The 16895-nt window shown below is 72.3% G+C and carries 14 protein-coding genes; 6 read left to right on the top strand and 8 right to left on the bottom strand.

What is annotated here, in order from left to right; all coding sequences use genetic code 11:
* Nucleotides 1–67: 67 nt before the first annotated feature.
* Nucleotides 68–1744: a methyltransferase gene (locus ACH4DZ_RS32460; protein WP_398291198.1), complete on the top strand. Its 1677-nt coding sequence runs from the start codon at nucleotides 68–70 to the stop codon at nucleotides 1742–1744.
* Nucleotides 1745–1865: 121 nt separating this feature from the next.
* Here the strand turns inward: ACH4DZ_RS32460 and ACH4DZ_RS32455 are convergent, their stop codons facing one another.
* Both ACH4DZ_RS32455 and ACH4DZ_RS32450 read right to left on the bottom strand, forming a co-directional pair.
* Complete coding sequence (locus ACH4DZ_RS32455) at nucleotides 1866–3179, bottom strand: FtsX-like permease family protein (protein WP_398291642.1); 1314 nt, start codon at nucleotides 3177–3179, stop codon at nucleotides 1866–1868.
* A 14-nt stretch (nucleotides 3180–3193) separates the two neighbouring features.
* Complete coding sequence (locus ACH4DZ_RS32450; RefSeq protein ID WP_398291640.1) at nucleotides 3194–3931, bottom strand: ABC transporter ATP-binding protein; 738 nt, start codon at nucleotides 3929–3931, stop codon at nucleotides 3194–3196.
* A 411-nt stretch (nucleotides 3932–4342) separates the two neighbouring features.
* Here ACH4DZ_RS32450 and ACH4DZ_RS32445 point away from each other — a divergent pair, with 411 nt between their 5' ends.
* The 3 genes from ACH4DZ_RS32445 to ppk2 all read left to right on the top strand — a co-directional run bounded on the left by ACH4DZ_RS32445 (nucleotide 4343) and on the right by ppk2 (nucleotide 6856).
* Complete coding sequence (locus ACH4DZ_RS32445) at nucleotides 4343–5491, top strand: anion permease (protein WP_398291196.1); 1149 nt, start codon at nucleotides 4343–4345, stop codon at nucleotides 5489–5491.
* 188 nt (nucleotides 5492–5679) lie between these two features.
* Complete coding sequence (locus tag ACH4DZ_RS32440; protein WP_398291194.1) at nucleotides 5680–5913, top strand: hypothetical protein; 234 nt, start codon at nucleotides 5680–5682, stop codon at nucleotides 5911–5913.
* A gap of 49 nt (nucleotides 5914–5962) precedes the next feature.
* Nucleotides 5963–6856 carry a polyphosphate kinase 2 gene (gene ppk2 / locus ACH4DZ_RS32435; RefSeq protein WP_398291192.1) on the top strand — a complete coding sequence of 298 codons (894 nt, stop codon included), beginning with the start codon at nucleotides 5963–5965 and terminating at the stop codon, nucleotides 6854–6856.
* A gap of 452 nt (nucleotides 6857–7308) precedes the next feature.
* Here ppk2 and ACH4DZ_RS32430 read toward each other — a convergent pair whose 3' ends face one another.
* A complete protein-coding gene (locus ACH4DZ_RS32430) occupies nucleotides 7309–8796 on the bottom strand; it encodes an ATP-binding protein (RefSeq protein ID WP_398291190.1) in 1488 nt (495 codons plus the stop codon).
* Nucleotides 8797–8826: 30 nt separating this feature from the next.
* Nucleotides 8827–9579 carry a response regulator transcription factor gene (locus ACH4DZ_RS32425; protein WP_398291188.1) on the bottom strand — a complete coding sequence of 251 codons (753 nt, stop codon included), beginning with the start codon at nucleotides 9577–9579 and terminating at the stop codon, nucleotides 8827–8829.
* Between the two features lie 294 nt (nucleotides 9580–9873).
* Between ACH4DZ_RS32425 and ACH4DZ_RS32420 the strand changes: the two genes are divergently transcribed.
* The gene (locus ACH4DZ_RS32420) at nucleotides 9874–11139 is read left to right on the top strand and encodes a glycosyltransferase family 4 protein (protein ID WP_398291638.1); all 1266 of its coding nucleotides are present in this window, start codon (nucleotides 9874–9876) and stop codon (nucleotides 11137–11139) included.
* Between the two features lie 659 nt (nucleotides 11140–11798).
* Here the strand turns inward: ACH4DZ_RS32420 and ACH4DZ_RS32415 are convergent.
* The 3 genes from ACH4DZ_RS32415 to ACH4DZ_RS32405 form a co-directional block, all read right to left on the bottom strand.
* Nucleotides 11799–12455, bottom strand: a complete 657-nt coding sequence (locus ACH4DZ_RS32415; RefSeq protein ID WP_398291186.1) for an FMN reductase — start codon at nucleotides 12453–12455, stop codon at nucleotides 11799–11801.
* Complete coding sequence (locus ACH4DZ_RS32410; protein WP_398291184.1) at nucleotides 12452–13561, bottom strand: LLM class flavin-dependent oxidoreductase; 1110 nt, start codon at nucleotides 13559–13561, stop codon at nucleotides 12452–12454. The genes ACH4DZ_RS32415 and ACH4DZ_RS32410 overlap by 4 nt, the downstream gene beginning before the upstream one ends.
* Before the next feature lie 339 nt (nucleotides 13562–13900).
* Entirely contained in the window at nucleotides 13901–14416 is a 516-nt protein-coding gene (locus ACH4DZ_RS32405; protein ID WP_398291182.1) for a hypothetical protein, read from the bottom strand.
* 218 nt (nucleotides 14417–14634) lie between these two features.
* Between ACH4DZ_RS32405 and ACH4DZ_RS32400 the strand changes: the two genes are divergently transcribed.
* Nucleotides 14635–15429 carry an SDR family NAD(P)-dependent oxidoreductase gene (locus ACH4DZ_RS32400; protein WP_398291180.1) on the top strand — a complete coding sequence of 265 codons (795 nt, stop codon included), beginning with the start codon at nucleotides 14635–14637 and terminating at the stop codon, nucleotides 15427–15429.
* Nucleotides 15430–15543: 114 nt separating this feature from the next.
* Here the strand turns inward: ACH4DZ_RS32400 and ACH4DZ_RS32395 are convergent, their stop codons facing one another.
* Nucleotides 15544–16737, bottom strand: coding sequence for an RtcB family protein (locus tag ACH4DZ_RS32395; protein ID WP_398291178.1), 1194 nt, complete (start codon nucleotides 16735–16737; stop codon nucleotides 15544–15546).
* Nucleotides 16738–16895: the final 158 nt, after the last annotated feature.

Here is a 16895-nt window from a genome sequence, read left to right as displayed (position 1 = left end):
CGCGACAGGCAACGCCGGTCACGTCCGTACGCAGTCATCCGAACTCCGGAATGAGGATCCACCCGCAATGATCACGGCATTGCCGGGCGATACGTCCCGCCTGCGCGCGACGGTCGAATTCGTCAGGGAACAGGACACCGCCACCCTCCTCCCGCTCCTGCTTCCCGGGCTCGACGGCCCGGAACTGCGCGCCCTCGCGGAGCGCTGCGTCTTCTCGCACGCGGCTCTGCTCGTCTTCCCGCCCGACGAGGCCGCGCTGTACACCGCGCTCGCCGACTGCGGGCTCGCCGTGGACGCGCCGCCACGGCCGAGCGTCGTCGTACGCGAGCGGCTGGCCGTACGCCACAAGCGCTTCGCGGCGGAGCTCGACGTCGGCATCCTGCGCCCCGCGGTGCGATGCCCGGACGGGACGCGGCGCACGGTCGAGGTGTTCGCGCTGACCGTGCCGCCGGGGTCGGACCTCGAAACGGTCGCCGCGCACGAGCGGGAGCGGCAGCGCGAGACGCATGTCGCCTTCGAGGTCGGGACACCGGATCCGCTGGTGCTGCGCGGCCTGTGTGCGGCCTTCGGACAGTACGGCGCCACCCCCGACGGCGGCGGCTACAACCCGCACGAGGACGGCACGGTGTTCTACTTCACCGCGCCCGCCGAGGCCAAGGCCGGATACCGGCGCGTGGAGCTGTTCGCCCCCGGCGACCACCGTGACGTCCTCGCCGCCCACCTCGACGCCACGCACCACGGGCAGCGGCACGCCGAGACCCTGCTGCGCCTGCTGACCGGTGCGTGGACGACCCAGGCCCTCGCCGCGTTCGCCCGCTTGGAGGTGGCCGACGCGATGGACCGGGAGCGCGGCGTGGGCCTCGCGGAACTGGCGCGAAAGGCCGGCGCCCTCGCGCCGAACCTGGCCACCCTGCTGCGTTATCTCACCATGCTCGGCGTGGTGAGCGAGGACCGCGACGGGTTCCGGCTCACGGACACCGGCGCCCTGCTGCGCGCGGACGCCGAAGGGTCGATGCGACCGCTGGCGCTGATGTACGGAGGGCCGTTCTACGAGTCCTTCGCCGGGCTCGGGCACACCGTGCGCACCGGACAGGTCGCCTTCGAGCAGCGCTTCGGCGAGAACCACTTCGACCACTTCGCCCGCGATCCCGAACTCGCGGAACTCTTCGACCTGTCGATGGCCGCCGGTGCCCGGATGTTCGAGCCGCTGCCCGCGCACCCGGTCCTCACCTCGGCGCCCGAGGGCGCCACCGTGGTCGACATCGCGGGGGGCAACGGGGAACTGCTCGGCCGGATCCTGTCCGCGCACCCCCGCCTGCGCGGCCTCCTGCTGGAGCGCCCGCAGACCGTCGAGACCGCCCGCCGCCTCCTCGGCGCGGCCGGCCACGCCGAGCGGTGCGCCTTCCTGCCCGGCGACTTCGCGGACGTGCCCGCGGGCTGTGACGTCTACCTCCTGTCCCGGATCCTGCACGACTGGGACGACGACCGCTGCCGCGAGATCCTGCGCCACTGCGCCCGCGCGATGCCCGCCACCGCCGATCTGCTCGTCGTCGAACGCGTCCTGCCCGCCGACGGCTCGGCCTCGCTGGCCACGGCCTGGGACCTGCACATGATGTGCAACGTCGGCGGCCGTGAACGCCGGGCCGACCACTACGCCCGTCTGTTCGCGGAAGCGGGCCTCACCCTGGTGGCCCGAACCCCGCTCCCCCTGGACGGCACGGTCCTGCACGCCCGCCGCACCTGAAGCGAAAAGATTGCGCCGTTCCCCGCGCCCCCATTCAGGGGCGCGGGGAACGGCGCAATCTTTTGGGGGCGCGGGGAACGGCGCGACAGGCCCCCACGAAGCCGCACTCTTGGAACGCACCCTAAGCGGCCAGCGCAACCGCACTGATCGCCGGCGCCCGCAGCACCCGCCAAGCGGTGACAAGGCTCGTCCCCACCGTCACCGCCACGGCCACCGCCACGACCCCGAGCCAGATCCCCAGCCCCTGGTCCGGCAGGACCGCGTCCGTGCGGACCGTCGTGAAGGCGGTGATTCCGGCCAGCGCGGCCCCCGTACCGAGGACGACGCCCGTCGCCGTGAGGACCAGCGACTCGATGCCCACCATGCCGAGGACCTGCCCCGGAGTCGCCCCCGCGAGCCGCTGCTGCCCGAACTCCTTGCGCCGGTAGGTCGTGGCCGCGTACAGGGAGTTGACCAGCATGACGCAGGAGAAGACCACGATGATGCCGACGACCGTCAGGTTGAGCGTTTCGAGGTTCTTCGCGTCGACCGACTTGGGGACGCCCGCCGCGTCGATCGCGTCGTTCTCGACCGCCTGCATGTAGAGCGTCGCCGTGGCCATGCCGATGAAGAGGATCAACGGCACGAGCACACCGGACAGTTGGGCGGCCCGCACGCGCAGGCCCCGTACGGCGAGATAGCCGCTCGGGCCCGTCAGCGGCAGCCGGCCGAGGACGGCCCGCAGCAGCCCCGGCGACAGGAGCGCGAAGCCGACCGAGAGCAGGATCGCGCCGTACGCGGGCGGTGCCATCAGCGCGGCGTCCGTCGCCGAGAAGGCGAAGGTCGAGCAGATCGACATCCCGCCGAGGACCAGCGCCCCGACAACGAGGAACCTGCGCCCCCGGGACCGGGAACGGCGCCGGCCGGTGGTCGCCCGGCGCACCGCGAGGAACGCCGCCCCCGCCGCGGCGAGCACCGTGATGTCGAGGCCCGAGTACAGGGCGATGGGTCCGAAGGTGTGATCCACGGACTCGGCGACCTGCCCGCTGTCCTGGAACACGTCGAGCAGGACCCGTCCGCCGAGCATCGCGGGGCCGATGGCGAGCAGCGCGCCCACCAGGGCGACGGCCACCGCCTCCCCGACGACCATCCGCTTGATCTGCGCGGGCGTGGCCCCGGAGCAGCGCAGCAGTTCGATCTCGGCGGAGCGCTGGCGCACGTTCACCGTGAGGGTGGAGGCGACGGCGAAGAACACCAGGAGGGTGCCGTAGCCGCCGACGACGCCCGCCGCGGTGGACAGGGTCTCCGAGCTGACGGAGTCGACACCCGGCGCACCGGCCGTGTCGTGCATCGAGTTGAACGTCATGATGATCGCCGCGCCCAGGAAGGCGGACAGCAGGGTCGCGGCGAAGCGCCCGGGGCGCTGCCGTACGGAACGCATCGCGAGGGTGAGCATGGTGAACATCGCGGTCACGCCCCCGCCAGCACGTCGTCGCCGAGGTGCGCGAGGCGCTCGGCCACCGCGTCCACGGTCGGCCGGCGCATCTCGCCCGCGAGCCGGCCGTCCGCGAGGAACAGCACCGAGTCGGCGTACGAGGCGGCGACCGGGTCGTGGGTCACCATGACGACCGTACGGCCGTGGACGCGTACCGCGTCCTGGAGGAGCCGCAGGACGTCCCGCGCGCTGCGGGTGTCCAGGGCGCCGGTCGGCTCGTCCGCGAAGATCACGCTCGGCTCGGTCACCAGGGCGCGGGCGATGGCGACGCGCTGGCGCTGGCCGCCGGAGAGCTGGTCGGGCCGGTGGCCGAGGCGGTCGCCGAGACCGACGGCGGTCAGGGTCTCCCGCACCCGGTCCCGGTGCACGCGGCGCCGGGCGAGCTTCAGCGGCAGGATGGTGTTCTGCGCCACGGTGAGCGTGTCCAGCAGGTTGTACTGCTGGAAGACGAAGCCGATCCGGTTGCGGCGGAATTTCGTCAGTTCGGCCTCGGTGCCGCCGGTCATCTCGGCCCCGTCGACCATCACGATGCCGCTGTCGGGCCGGTCGAGCCCCGCCGCGCACTGCAGCAGCGTGGACTTGCCGGAGCCCGAGGGGCCCATCACGGCGGTGAAGGTGCCGCTCGCCAGACTGAGCGTCACCTCGTCCAGCGCGGTCACGGCGCTGTCGTCGCTCCCGTACGTCTTGCTGACCTTGACCAGCCGCAGGGCCATCTCGGCGACGCCCGTGCCGTGGTCGTGCGTACGTCGATCGGTGGTACGTCCATCGGTGCTACGTCGATCGGTGGTACGGCGATCAGTGGTACGTCGATCGGTGCCGGTTCGGCGAAACATGGTCATCAGCCTCCGTCGGGCACGGTCCGCGCCCCGTGTGGGGCACCGCCGGTGCCCCGCTGCCGGGCACTGCCTGTGCCCCGCGAAAGACGCTACGGAGAAGGGGAGGCGGGCACATTGGGCGCAGAACCCGTATCGGGGGGTGTACTCAGCGACACCCCCGCACCCGGCCGGCCCCCGCTCGGCCTCCCTCCGGCATCCGTCCGCCCGGCCTCCGCCATTGCCACAACCTTGCAGGTCCTTTGCCTGGGCGTCGCCGTCCGTATGCCTCCGCTTGCTTCCATCGCACCCATGGACCACATCACGTTCCTCGTGGCTGTCGTCATCGTCACGGCCCTCGCCTTCGACTTCACCAACGGCTTCCACGACACGGCGAACGCGATGGCCACCTCCATCGCCACCGGTGCCCTGCGGCCCAGAACGGCCGTCCTGATCAGCGGCGTTCTGAACATCGGCGGCGCGTTCCTGTCCACCGAGGTCGCCAGGACGATCTCCGGCGGCATCGTGGACGACACCCTGGTGACCCCGGGCATGATCTTCGCCGGGCTGGTCGGCGCGATCCTGTGGAACCTGACGACCTGGCTGCTCGGCCTGCCGTCGAGCTCGTCGCACGCGCTGTTCGGCGGACTGATCGGCGCCGTGTGGGTGGGCGCAGGCGCGCACGGCGTGCACTTCGACAAGGTCGCCGAGAAGGTGCTGATCCCGGCGGTCGCCTCACCGCTGGTGGCGGGCGTGGCCGCGCTGATCGCGACGTACCTGGCGTACCGGATCACCGCCGGGGCCCGGGAGAAGTCGGTGACGAAGGGGTTCCGGCTCGGGCAGATCGCCTCGGCGTCGCTGGTCTCGCTCGCGCACGGCACCAACGACGCGCAGAAGACGATGGGCGTCATCACGCTCACGCTGATCTCCGCCGGGGCGCTCGGGCACGACGCCGGGCCGCCGCTGTGGGTGATCGCGTCGGCGGGGCTCGCGATCGGCCTGGGCACGTATCTGGGCGGCTGGCGGATCATCCGGACGATGGGCAAGGGGCTGACCGACATCCGGTCGCCGCAGGGTTTCGCGGCGGAGGCGTCCTCCACGGCGGTGATCCTGACCTCGGCCCACCTCGGTTTCGCGCTGTCGACCACGCAGGTGTGTTCCGGCGGGATCCTCGGCGCGGGCCTGGGCAGGCGTCTCGCCGAGGTGCGGTGGGGCACGGCGGGGCGGATGGCGTTGGCGTGGCTGGTGACGCTCCCGGCCGCCGCGCTGGTCGGCGGTCTGTCCGCGAGCGTGGTGACGCACGGCGGGAACCTCGGCATCGCGGTCATCGCACTCGTGGCACTCGCCGTGGCCGCCTTCATCGTCCTCGTGTCGCGCCGTGACCCGGTGCACGCGTCCAACGTGAACGAGACCCACGAGGTCGGCCTGCGCGGTCCGTCCCCGGCCGGGGCCTCCGCCTGAACCGACCGAACGGCCGGAACCGACTGAACGGCCGGAAACGGCCGAACGGCCTGATCCGGCTGAACGGCCTGAACCGGCTGAACGGCCTGAACCGGCTGTCCGGATCTGCCGGGCACGATCCGGTCGCGCGGACATGATCTGGACCGCCGGAAACCGGGAAGAAACAGGAGAGCAGGGGAGTACGAACGATGCAGCTGGACTGGACGGGTCTCGGAGAGGTCGCCGCGGTGAGTACGGGAGTCACGGTCGCGACGGTCGTGGTCTTCGCCCTCGGTGTGCTGGGCCTGGCCCGCGCGGAGGCGGCGCGGGAGGGCGACGGCGGCACCGACGCGGTGGGGCTGGGCGTTGCCGGGCTCTGCTTCCTGGCGTGCGCGGCCGTCGTGGCGTACGGGATCCATCTGATCGTGCCGCAGTTCCACTGACCCCTTCGCGGTCGCGCCGACAGTCCGCACTGACACTCCTGGGAGAGACATGACCGAGCTGCTGAGTGGCATGAGCGTCGACTACAGCGACCACGACGACCCGGTGCTGATCCGGCCCGACGGCACCCCGGTGGACACCTGGCGCGAGAACTACCCGTACGCGCGGCGCATGGAGCGCGCGGAGTACGACCTGCACAAGCGGCTGCAGCAGATCGAGCTGCTGAAGCTGCAGGGCTGGATCAAGGAGACGGGGCGCCGGCTCGTCGTCGTCTTCGAGGGGCGGGACGCGGCCGGCAAGGGCGGCACGATCAAACGCTTCACCGAGCATCTGAACCCGCGCGGCGCCCGGGTGGTGGCCCTGGAGAAGCCGACCGAGCGCGAGCGCGGGCAGTGGTACTTCCAGCGCTATGTGGAGCATCTGCCGACCGCCGGGGAGATCGTGCTCTTCGACCGCTCCTGGTACAACCGGGCGGGCGTCGAGCGGGTCATGGGCTTCTGCTCGGACGACGAGTACCGCCGTTTCATGCGGCAGGCGCCCGGTTTCGAGCGGATGCTCGTCGACGACGGCGTGGACCTGGTGAAGTTCTGGTTCTCGGTGTCGCAGGGGGAGCAGCGCACCCGTTTCACGATCCGCCAGGTCGATCCCGTACGGCAGTGGAAGCTCAGCCCGATGGACCTCGCCTCGCTGGACCTGTGGGACGACTACACCGCCGCGAAGGTCGCCATGTTCCGCGAGACGGACACCGAGCAGGCCCCGTGGACCGTGGTGAAGAGCAACGACAAGAAACGGGCCCGCGTCGAGGCCATGCGCAGTGTGCTGGCCCGCTTCGACTACACGGACAAGGACCACGAGGTGGTCGGGGAGCCGGACCCGAGGGTCGTGGGCGAGGCGGCGACCCTGCTGGAGGAGGGCGAGGACGACGACCTGCGGGAGGGCTGGTGACCACGACCACGACCCGTCGGGCCGACGGTCAGGGCCACGGCCTTGGCCTTGGCCGACCGACGGTCACGGCCCTGGCCCCGGCCCCGGCGGGCAGACGGTCACGGCCTCGGTCGGCCGCCTGTCATGGCCCAGGTCGGCAGACGGTCACGGCCCTGATCGGCCGACGGCCATGAGCCCGGCCGGCCGACAGCGACGACGGCCGATCGGCCGGAGGGCCGGGTGCCGGAGGGCCGGTCGGCCCGGTGGCCTGTGGCCGGATGGCCGCGTGGCCGGACGGCCCGGTGGCCGCGTGGCCGGACGGCCCGGTGGCCGCGTGGCCGGACGGCCCGGTGGCCGCGTGGCCGGACGGCCGGCTGGCCGCGTGGCCGGACGGCCGGCTGGCTGGCTGACTGGTGGCCATGCGACCGGTCAGCCCCGCCACTCCGTCCACCCCGCCCACCCCGACCACCCCGTCACCCCGCTCTCCCCGTGGCCGTGACGGTGAAGCCCGTCGCTGATCCGCCGCCCTCCCGGCGCCCGGCGAACGGCTCTCCCCCGTGGGCGTCCGCCACCTCGCGGACGATCGAGAGGCCGAGCCCGGAACCGGGCAGGCTCCGCGCGTCCGGCGCGCGGTAGAAGCGGTCGAAGACCCGGTCGAGATCCTCCTGGGCGATGCCGGGCCCGCGGTCCAGGACCTCGATCCGGACGGCGTCCCCGGCACGCGTCACGACGAGCTCGATCGGCCCACTGCCACCCCGGTCGAACTTCGCCGCGTTGTCCACCAGGTTGGACATCGCCCGCTGCAGCGCCGCGGGCCGCCCGTCGACCACCGTGTCCCCCCAGACCCGTACCGTCACGGCCCGCCCCGTGCGCCGGCGCGCCGCCACCGCCACGTCGTCCGCGAGGTCGCCGAGGGCCACCCGCCGCGGCGGCTCGGTGTCGGACTGGCCGGCCGCCAGCGCGACCAGCTCGTTGACCAGGTCGGTCAGCTCGCGGGACTCCTGGGCGAGGTCGTCGACCAGTTCCTCCCGGACCGCGGGCGGCAGTTCGTCGATCCGGCGCAGGATCGAGATGTTCGTGCGCAGCGAGGTCAGGGGCGTACGCAGCTCATGGCCCGCGTCCTGGACGAGGCGCCGCTGGTCGTCCTCGGACTGGGCGAGACGGCCCAGCATGCGGTCGAAGGAACGGCCGAGCCGGGCCACCTCGTCGTACCCGGCGACCGGCACCTGGATGCCGAGCCGCCCGGTGCGCGCCACATCCTCGGCGGCCCCCGCGAGCCGTACCAGCCGCGAGGTGATGCGCCGGGCCAGCCACCAGCCGAAGAGCCCCGCGGCGATCACCACGGCGCCCACCAGCAGCACGGTCCGCTGCTGGAGGTCGCGCAGCAGGTCCTCCGTACCGCTGAACTCCTGCGCCACCTGTACGGCGCCCCGCCCGCCGCCGAGCGAGACGGTCGCGACGCGGTACACGTCGTCGCCGACGTCGACGTCCCGGTGCTCCACCAGCCGCCCGGCGGACCGCGCGGCCGCGATCGGACGGTCGGCGGCGTCCACGGGCAGCGGCGTCCGGCCCCGGTCGACGACCGACCCGTCCGGCCCCAGGACCTGTACGACCGTGCCGCTGGGCCGTACGAGTTCGCCGCGCGGACCGCCGTCGGCGCCGGTGGTGGCGAAGTCCGCGGGCCCCAGCGGGTTGCCGCGCACCTCGTCGAGCAGGTCCTGTACGACGCCCTCGAACACGGTCTGCTGGTCCACGCGCACGAGCCGGGCGGCGGCGTCGTACGACAGGAACCCGACGAGGACGGTGACGGCCGCGGCGACGGCCGCGAACGACACCGTGAAGGTGGTCCGCAGCGACGACAGCCGGGCCCGTGCCACCCACCGCCCGAACCGGCCCGGCCGCCCGAGCCGACCCGGCCGCCCGGTCCGCACACCCGTGGGCCGCACGCCCGTGGATCGCATGCCCGTGGATCGCATGCCCGTGGGCCGCACTCAGTCCTCCCTCAGCACGTACCCCACGCCCCGCACGGTGTGGATCAGCGAGGGCACGGCGGGCGCACCGGCCGCACCGGCCGCACCGGTCCCACCGGCCGCTCCCGGCTCGTCGAGCTTGCGCCGCAGGTAGCCGACGTACACCGCGAGGTTCTTGGACCCCGGCCCGAAGTCGTAGCCCCAGATGCGGTCGTAGATGGTGGTGTGGTCCAGGACGATGCCGGCGTTGCGGACGAGCAGTTCCAGCAGGTCGAACTCGGTGCGTGTCAGCTCGATCTCCCGCGCCCCCCGCCAGACCCGCCGGGCCTGCGGATCGAGGCGCAGGCCCGCGGCGGCGATCTGGCCATCGGGCGTGCGCTGCGGTTCGCTGGGTACGTCGTCGGGGGCGCCCGTGCGCCGGAGCAGGGCCCGGAGCCGGGCGAAGACCTCCTCGACGTCGAAGGGCTTTACCACGTAGTCGTCGGCGCCGGCATCCAGTCCCGCGATGCGGTCCGCGGTCTCGACGAGCGCGGTGAGCATCAGGATGGGGGTGCGGTTGCCCTCGGCACGCAGGACGCGACAGACCTGGAGGCCGTCGATGCCGGGCATCATCACATCGAGAACGAGCACGTCAGGAGGGGTGCGGTGGGCCTGCGCGAGCGCCTGGACACCGTCGGCGACGGCGGTGACCTCGTATCCCTCCAGGCTCAGGGCCCGTTCCAGGGCGTGGCGGATCGCGCGGTCGTCCTCGGCGAGCAGCAGATTGTGGGGCACGGGACCAGTCTGCCAAGCCCTTCTGTACGTACTACCTGATGAAGGGGGGTTACGGCCGGGCCTCTTACCCGGCTCTCACCCCGCCGGGACCGGTGGCTTACCTCGCCCAGCCACTGTGTCCCCTGTGCCGGGGGCGAGCGCCGCGACGGGGAGGGCCACGCACCGATGAAGCGCACTGGACGCACGGAGCGTACGGAACGCACGGAGCGTACGGCGGGCGAGGAGGCCGCGAAGCGAATGAGCCGCAGGGGGCACAGCCGTACGGGCCGCAGCCGTACAGGCCGCACGGGCCGCATGAAGATCGTGTTCCTGCTGCACAACGCGTACGCCATCGGCGGGACCGTCCGTACGACGCTCAATCTCGCGGCGGCGCTCGCCGACCACCACGACGTGGAGATCGTGTCGATGCGGCGGCACCGGAACGAGCCGCGGTTCACCATCGATCCGCGGATCACGGTCGTACCGCTGGTGGACGAACGGGACGGCAGCCCGGACCTCACCGACGCCGGATACGCCCTCGCGGCCACGGACTTCCCGAACTCCGACAAACGGTACGACCAGTACACGCGCCTCACCGACCGGCGGGCCGCCGCGTACCTGACCGGCTGCGACGCCGACGTGATCATCGGCACCCGGCCCGGTATCAACGTCTACGTCTCCCTCTTCGCGCCGCGCCGGGCCCTGCGCGTCGCCCAGGAACACCTGCGGCACGACTCGCACTCCAAGCGGTTGCGGGCCGTGCTGGCGCGGCACTACCGCCGCCTGGACGCGGTCGTGACGACGACGGAGGCGGACGCGGAGGTGTACCGGCAGCGGATGAACCTGCCGGGCGTCCGGGTCGCGGCGGTGCCGAACATCGTGCCGGCGCCCGAGGGCATCACCCGCGACGAGACGACGAAGGTGGTGGCCGCGGCGGGGCGGCTGGTCCCCGGCAAACGCTTCGACCTGCTGATAGAGGCCTTCTCGGCGGTCGCCTCGAAGGAACCGGACTGGCGGCTGCGGATCTACGGCGGCGGTGCGCGGCGCGACCACCTCCAGGACCTGGTCGACGGTCTCGGGCTCTCGGGGCATGTACGCCTCATGGGCCCGCGCACGCCCATCGAGGCGGAGTTCGCGAAGTCGGCGATGGTGGTATCGGCGTCGGACGCGGAGTCGTTCGGGATGACGCTGGTCGAGGCGATGCGCTGCGGGGTGCCGGTGATCAGCACGGACTGTCCGCTGGGGCCGGCGGAGATCATCACCGAGGGCGTCGACGGGCGGCTGGTGCCGGTGGGCGACTCCCGCGCGCTGGCCGAGGCGATGCTCGACCTGATCACCGACGAGCCGCTGCGGCGGGCGATGGGCGGGGCGGCGCTGGCGGGTTCGCACCGCTATGACGCGGAGCCGATCGTGGCCCGCTACGAGGACCTGTTCGCGGAGCTCGGGTCCACGCGGGGGCGGCGGGCGTGGGCGCGGGGCCGATCCCGCGCGGCGGCCTGGGTCCGCCGCCAGACCCGCAGACTGCGCCGGGCGCTCCCGCCCCGCCCCCACGCCCCCGCGCCCCGGACAACGGCCCCCTGAACCACCGACCCACAAGCCGGGCTGCGAACCGCGAGAACAGAACCAGACCCAGAAGACCCGCCTGCCCCCCGGCGGGGCCGTCTCGCGCAGTTCCCCGCGCCCCCAGGGGGTGGGGCCTGCGGCCATGCGTCCGGCTGCGGCCCGGTGGGGGCTTGTCGCGCAGTTCCCCGCGCCCCTGGGAGGACGGGGGCGGGGGTGCGAAGTTCGCCCGCGGGCTCACCGGGGGGGGGTGGGGCCTGCAGCCATGAGTCCGGCTGCGGCCCGGTGGGGGCTTGTCGCGCCGTTCCCCGCGCCCCTGGGAGGACGGGGCGGAGGCGCGAAGTATGCCTGCGGGCCCAGGGGGGGTGGGGCCTGCGGCCATGCGTCCGGCTGCGGCCCGGTGGGGGCTTGTCGCGCAGTTCCTCGCGCCCCTGGGAGGACGGGGGCGGGGGTGCGAAGTTCGCCCGCGGGCCCCAGGCCCCGTCAGGGGCGCGGGGAACGGCGCGGCCGACCCCCACCGGCCCGCACCCGAACATCTGGGCCAGCCCCACCAAGGGGCGCGGGGAACTGCGCGGCCGACCCCCACCGGCCCGCACCCGAACACCCGGGCCCAGCCCCACCAAGGGGCGCGGGGAACTGCGCGGCCCACCCCCACCGGCCCGCAGCCGAAACCCGCACCCCTAGGGGACCCGCACCGCGGCAAGTCGCTCCGCGAACGGCACCACCTCGAACTCACCGACCTGGTCACCCCCGGCCCGCCCCACCGCCGAAGGCGCAGGCGCAGGCGCAGGCGGCCCCCCAACCCCCACCAGCGCGACCAACTCCCCCGCAGCCCGCCCGATCCGCTCGGCCAGCCCTTCCGCGCCCCAGTCCTCCGACGCCGCGTAGACCCCGGTAGGCACCACCACCGCCCGCAGATACGCGAACAACGGCCGCATCGCATGCTCCAGCACCAACGAGTGCCGAGCCGACCCACCGGTCGCGGCGACCAGCACCGGCTTCCCCGCCAGCGCGTCACGGTCCAGCACGTCGAAGAACGACTTGAACAGCCCGCTGTACGACGCGGAGAAGACCGGCGTCACCACGATCAGCCCGTCCGCCTCCGCCACCGCCGACAACGCCGCACCGAGCGCCGGCCCCGGAAACCCGGTGGTCAGGTTGTGCGCGATCTCGACCGCGAGATCCCGCAACTCGACCACCTGGACCTGGACCCCGGACCCGGCCCCGGCCGGAGCCGCCGCGGAGGCCCGCCCCACGACGGCCGCGGCAAGCCGGTCCCCCAGCAACCGCGTGGACGACGGAACACTCAGCCCCGCCGAGACGACGACCAGCTTCATGACGCGGTCACCTCCTGGCCGGCCTCCGCCGCCGCGGCGGCAGCAGCGACCCGCGCCGCATGCGTGGGCGCGTCCGGCACCCCGGCCGCCCGCCTCCTGGCGAACTCCTCCCGCAGCACGGGCACGACCTCCTCGCCCAGCATGTCGATCTGCTCCAGCACGGTCTTCAGCGGCAGCCCGGCATGGTCCACGAGGAACAACTGCCGCTGGTAGTCACCGGCGTAGTCCCGGAAGGCCAGCGTCTTCTCGATGACCTGCTCCGGCGAGCCGACCGTGAGCGGCGTCTGCTCGGTGAACTCCTCCAGCGACGGCCCGTGCCCGTACACCGGCGCGTTGTCGAAGTACGGCCGGAACTCCCGCACCGCGTCCTGCGAGTTGCGCCGCATGAAGATCTGCCCGCCGAGCCCGACGATCGCCTGCTCGGGCGTGCCGTGCCCGTAGTGCGCGTACCTCGACCGGTACAGCTCGACCATCTGCTTGGTGTGGTCGGCCGGCCAGAAGATGTTGTTGTGGAAGAACCCGTCCCCGTAGTACGCGGCCTGCTCGGCGATCTCCGGCGAGCGGATGGAGCCGTGCCAGACGAACGGCGGCACGCCGTCCAGCGGTCGCGGCGTCGAGGTGAACGACTGCAGCGGCGTACGGAACTTGCCCTCCCAGGTCACCGTCTCCTCGCGCCACAGCCGGTACAGCAGGGCGTAGTTCTCGACGGCGAGGTTGATGCCCTGGCGGATGTCCTTGCCGAACCAGGGGTAGACCGGACCGGTGTTGCCGCGCCCCATCATCAGGTCCACGCGCCCGTCCGCGAGGTGCTGGAGCATCGCGAAGTCCTCGGCGATCTTCACCGGGTCGTTGGTGGTGATGAGGGTGGTGGAGGTGGAGAGGATGAGGTTCTCGGTGCGGGCGGCGACCCAGCCGAGCATGGTGGTCGGCGACGACGGCACGAACGGCGGGTTGTGGTGCTCACCGGTCGCGAAGACGTCGAGCCCGACTTCCTCGGCCTTCTGCGCGATGGCGACCATGGCCTTGATCCGCTCATGCTCGGACGGGGTCCGGCCCGTGGTGGGGTCCGGCGTGACATCGCCGACGGTGAAGATCCCGAACTGCATGGCTACCTCATCCTCCAGGTTGTTGACGATTCAACTATACCCGCAAACGACCCCCACGCCCCGCCTATTCCCCACCCCCTACCCTCCCCCCCACCTGCGGCCCGGCGGGGGCTGAGCGCGCAGTTCCCCGCGCCCCCAAAAGACCCCCACCCCACAGCCAAACCCCAAGGGCAACCCCTCAGGGGCGCGAGGAACGGCGCGACAAGCCCCCACCGGGCCGGCACCACCCCGCACACCCGCACCCCCACCCTCTAAGGGGCGCGGGGAACGGCGCAATCCTTCAGGCGCGCGAGGAACAGCGCGAGCACCCCCCTCTCCCCGCCCCCCGCCCCCCGCCCCCTAGAAGACGTAACTGTCCCCGGTGTCCAGCACCAGCACCTCCTGCCGGTCGTTGCGGTGATTGCGATCCACCGCCCCGCCACCCCACACCGTGTCGATCCCCAGCGTCACCTCCGCCGGCTCACCCCTCAGCCGTACCGCCACGGCGAGCGTCCGCCCCCACCCGTCCGCGGGCAGCGCACCCGTCCGGCACAGCACGGCCCGCGCCCCCGACCGCGCACAGCCGGCCGGCAACCGCTGCTCGTCCGCGAGCGGCGCCGACCAGCGCAGCCGGACCGTCGCGTCGGCGACCCCGAAGGGACCATGGTTCTGCGGGGTCATCCGCAACTCGACCCGGCCACCGTCCATCCACAGCCGCCCGTGAAAGGCGAGATCGGCCTCGGGCGCACCGCCCACGGCACCCGCCGACGCAGCGCCCACGGCACCCGCCGGCCCCGCCGGCCCCAGGACGGCAACAGCCACAACGGCAGCCGTGCCGACCAGGGCGCCCGCCACCCGCCCACAAAGATCCCGCATCTCTCATGTCCTCCGCGTCGGCCCGCCGTGTGTCCCGTCCCTGACCCCGTGGGTCACCGCATGTATGCCACCCCGGCCGCCCGCCAGGCGCCGCCCATCAGGTGAGACGTCCGTCCGCCCACCGAGCCCGCCTATCCTGGCCGGGAGAGCAATCGACCGTACGAGCGAGCGCCGGCCGCAGTTCGCCCCGCCCGCCCCCCTCCGCCGAGGAGCACCCCATGACCGCCGCCGCACCCGCCGCATCCACCGCGCCCGCCGCCGCGTCCCGTATCGCCGTCGTCACCGGTGCGAGCAGCGGAATCGGTGCCGCGACGGCCCGGCAGCTGGCGGTCGCGGGCTACCGGGTGGTCCTCACGGCCCGCCGCAAGGACCGTATCGAGGCGCTCGCGGAGGAGATCGGCGCGGCGGGCGGCGAGGCGATGGCGTACGCGCTGGACGTCACCGACCGTGCCGCGGTCGACGAGTTCGCGACGGCCTTCAAGAAGATCGGCGTCCTGATCAACAACGCGGGCGGCGCGCTCGGCGCCGACCCGGTCGCGTCCGGCGACCCCGCGGAGTGGCGCCAGATGTACGAGACGAACGTCATCGGCACGCTGAACGTCACCCAGGCCCTCCTCCCGGCGCTGACCGCGTCCGGCGACGGCACGGTGGTCGTCGTCTCCTCGACCGCGGGCCTCAGCACCTACGAGGGCGGCGCCGGTTACGTGGCCGCCAAGCACGCCGAGCACGTCCTCGCCGAGACCCTCCGCCTGGAGATCGTCGGCACACCGGTCCGGGTCATCGAGATCGCCCCCGGCATGGTGCGGACCGACGAGTTCGCCCTGACCCGCTTCGGCGGGGACACCGAGAAGGCGGCGAAGGTCTACGCCGGAGTGGCCGAGCCCCTCACCGCCGAGGACGTCGCCGAGACGATCACGTGGACGGTCACGCGCCCCTCGCACGTCAACATCGACCTGCTGGTGGTGCGACCCCGCGCCCAGGCCTCCAACACGAAGGTCCACAGGGAGCTGTAACACGCGCTCACGCACGCGAAGCAGCGGCGAAACCCGAAACCCCCGCGCGGCAAAGCAAAACCCTGCGTGGCAAAGCGAAATCCGTGCCGCATGAATTCATACGGCACGGATTCGTCAACCCTTCACGCACACGACCTGCTTCAGCTTCGCCACCACCTCGACCAGATCCCGCTGCTGGTCGATGACCTGCTCGATCGGCTTGTACGCGGCCGGGATCTCGTCCACGACACCGGAGTCCTTTCGGCACTCCACACCCCGCGTCTGCTCCTCCAGGTCCTTGGTCGTGAAGCGGCGCTTGGCCGCGTTACGGCTCATCCGCCGGCCCGCGCCGTGCGAAGCGGAGTTGAACGCCTTCTCGTTGCCGAGACCCTTCACGATGTACGAACCGGCGCCCATCGAGCCCGGGATGATGCCGTACTCGCCGGAGCCCGCGCGGATGGCGCCCTTGCGGGTGACCAGCAGGTCCATGCCCTCGTACCGCTCCTCGCTCACGTAGTTGTGATGGCAGGAGATCTCCGGCTCGAAGGTCACCTTCGCCTTCTTGAACTCCCGGCGGACCACGTCCTTCGAGATCGCCATCATGATCGCGCGATTGTGCTTCGCGTACTCCTGCGCCCAGAAGAGATCGTGCCGGTACGCCGCCATCTGCGGGGTGTCCGCGATGAATACGGCGAGGTCGCGGTCGATCAGCCCCTGGTTGTGCGAGAGCTTCTGCGCGATACCGATGTGATGCTCCGCGAGTTCCTTGCCGATGTTCCGGGAACCGGAATGCAGCATGATCCAGACCGCGTTGTCCGAGTCGAGGCAGAACTCCCAGAAGTGGTTTCCGCCACCCAGGGTGCCCATCTGCTTGGTGGCCCGCCCCTGACGGAACTTCACCGCCTCCGCGACCCCGTCGAACCGCCCCCAGAAGTCGTCCCACCCCCGGGTGGCGAGGCCGTGGAAGCCGCCGGGATCGACCGGGCTGTCATGCATCCCCCGCCCGACCGGAATCGCCTCCTCCACCTTCGACCGCAGCCGGGACAGGTCGCCCGGCAGGTCGTTGGCCGTCAGGGACGTCCTGACCGCGGACATACCGCAGCCGATGTCCACCCCGACCGCCGCCGGACACACCGCACCCCGCATCGCGATGACCGATCCGACCGTCGCGCCCTTTCCGTAGTGCACGTCCGGCATGACGGCCAGGCCCTTGATCCAGGGGAGCGTGGAGACGTTGCGGAGCTGCTGCATCGCCCCTTCCTCCACCGACGCCGGGTCCGCCCACATACGGATCGGAACCTTCGCCCCCGGCATCTCCACGTACGACATATCGTCCTCATTCCCCCGGAAAACCAACAGAAGTCTTAAATCGCAAAACCGGCGCCAAGGCCAACGTTTGGGACAACGGACCGGCGTCCACGGCAGTGCGTGCGATACACATTGTCTCCAGGGCCCACCCCCGTGCGGCAACCGAATAACCACAGGAC

Source organism: Streptomyces sp. NPDC017991, assembly GCF_044328075.1.
In the GTDB taxonomy this organism is placed as follows: Bacteria; Actinomycetota; Actinomycetes; order Streptomycetales; family Streptomycetaceae; genus Streptomyces.
Note: the sequence above shows the minus strand (reverse complement) of the source record. Positions and strands in the feature narration are given on the sequence as shown.

Excerpts from the sequence above, each read along its gene's own strand:
- ACH4DZ_RS32460 (WP_398291198.1), top strand. The coding sequence starts at position 68 with ATGATCACGGCATTGCCGGGCGATACGTCCCGCCTGCGCGCGACGGTC.
- ACH4DZ_RS32455 (WP_398291642.1), bottom strand. The coding sequence starts at position 3,179 with ATGCTCACCCTCGCGATGCGTTCCGTACGGCAGCGCCCCGGGCGCTTC.
- ACH4DZ_RS32450 (WP_398291640.1), bottom strand. The coding sequence starts at position 3,931 with ATGGCCCTGCGGCTGGTCAAGGTCAGCAAGACGTACGGGAGCGACGAC.
- ACH4DZ_RS32445 (WP_398291196.1), top strand. The coding sequence starts at position 4,343 with ATGGACCACATCACGTTCCTCGTGGCTGTCGTCATCGTCACGGCCCTC.
- ACH4DZ_RS32440 (WP_398291194.1), top strand. The coding sequence starts at position 5,680 with ATGCAGCTGGACTGGACGGGTCTCGGAGAGGTCGCCGCGGTGAGTACG.
- ppk2 (WP_398291192.1), top strand. The coding sequence starts at position 5,963 with ATGACCGAGCTGCTGAGTGGCATGAGCGTCGACTACAGCGACCACGAC.
- ACH4DZ_RS32430 (WP_398291190.1), bottom strand. The coding sequence starts at position 8,796 with ATGCGATCCACGGGCGTGCGGCCCACGGGTGTGCGGACCGGGCGGCCG.
- ACH4DZ_RS32420 (WP_398291638.1), top strand. The coding sequence starts at position 9,874 with ATGAAGATCGTGTTCCTGCTGCACAACGCGTACGCCATCGGCGGGACC.
- ACH4DZ_RS32415 (WP_398291186.1), bottom strand. The coding sequence starts at position 12,455 with ATGAAGCTGGTCGTCGTCTCGGCGGGGCTGAGTGTTCCGTCGTCCACG.
- ACH4DZ_RS32410 (WP_398291184.1), bottom strand. The coding sequence starts at position 13,561 with ATGCAGTTCGGGATCTTCACCGTCGGCGATGTCACGCCGGACCCCACC.
- ACH4DZ_RS32405 (WP_398291182.1), bottom strand. The coding sequence starts at position 14,416 with ATGCGGGATCTTTGTGGGCGGGTGGCGGGCGCCCTGGTCGGCACGGCT.
- ACH4DZ_RS32400 (WP_398291180.1), top strand. The coding sequence starts at position 14,635 with ATGACCGCCGCCGCACCCGCCGCATCCACCGCGCCCGCCGCCGCGTCC.
- ACH4DZ_RS32395 (WP_398291178.1), bottom strand. The coding sequence starts at position 16,737 with ATGTCGTACGTGGAGATGCCGGGGGCGAAGGTTCCGATCCGTATGTGG.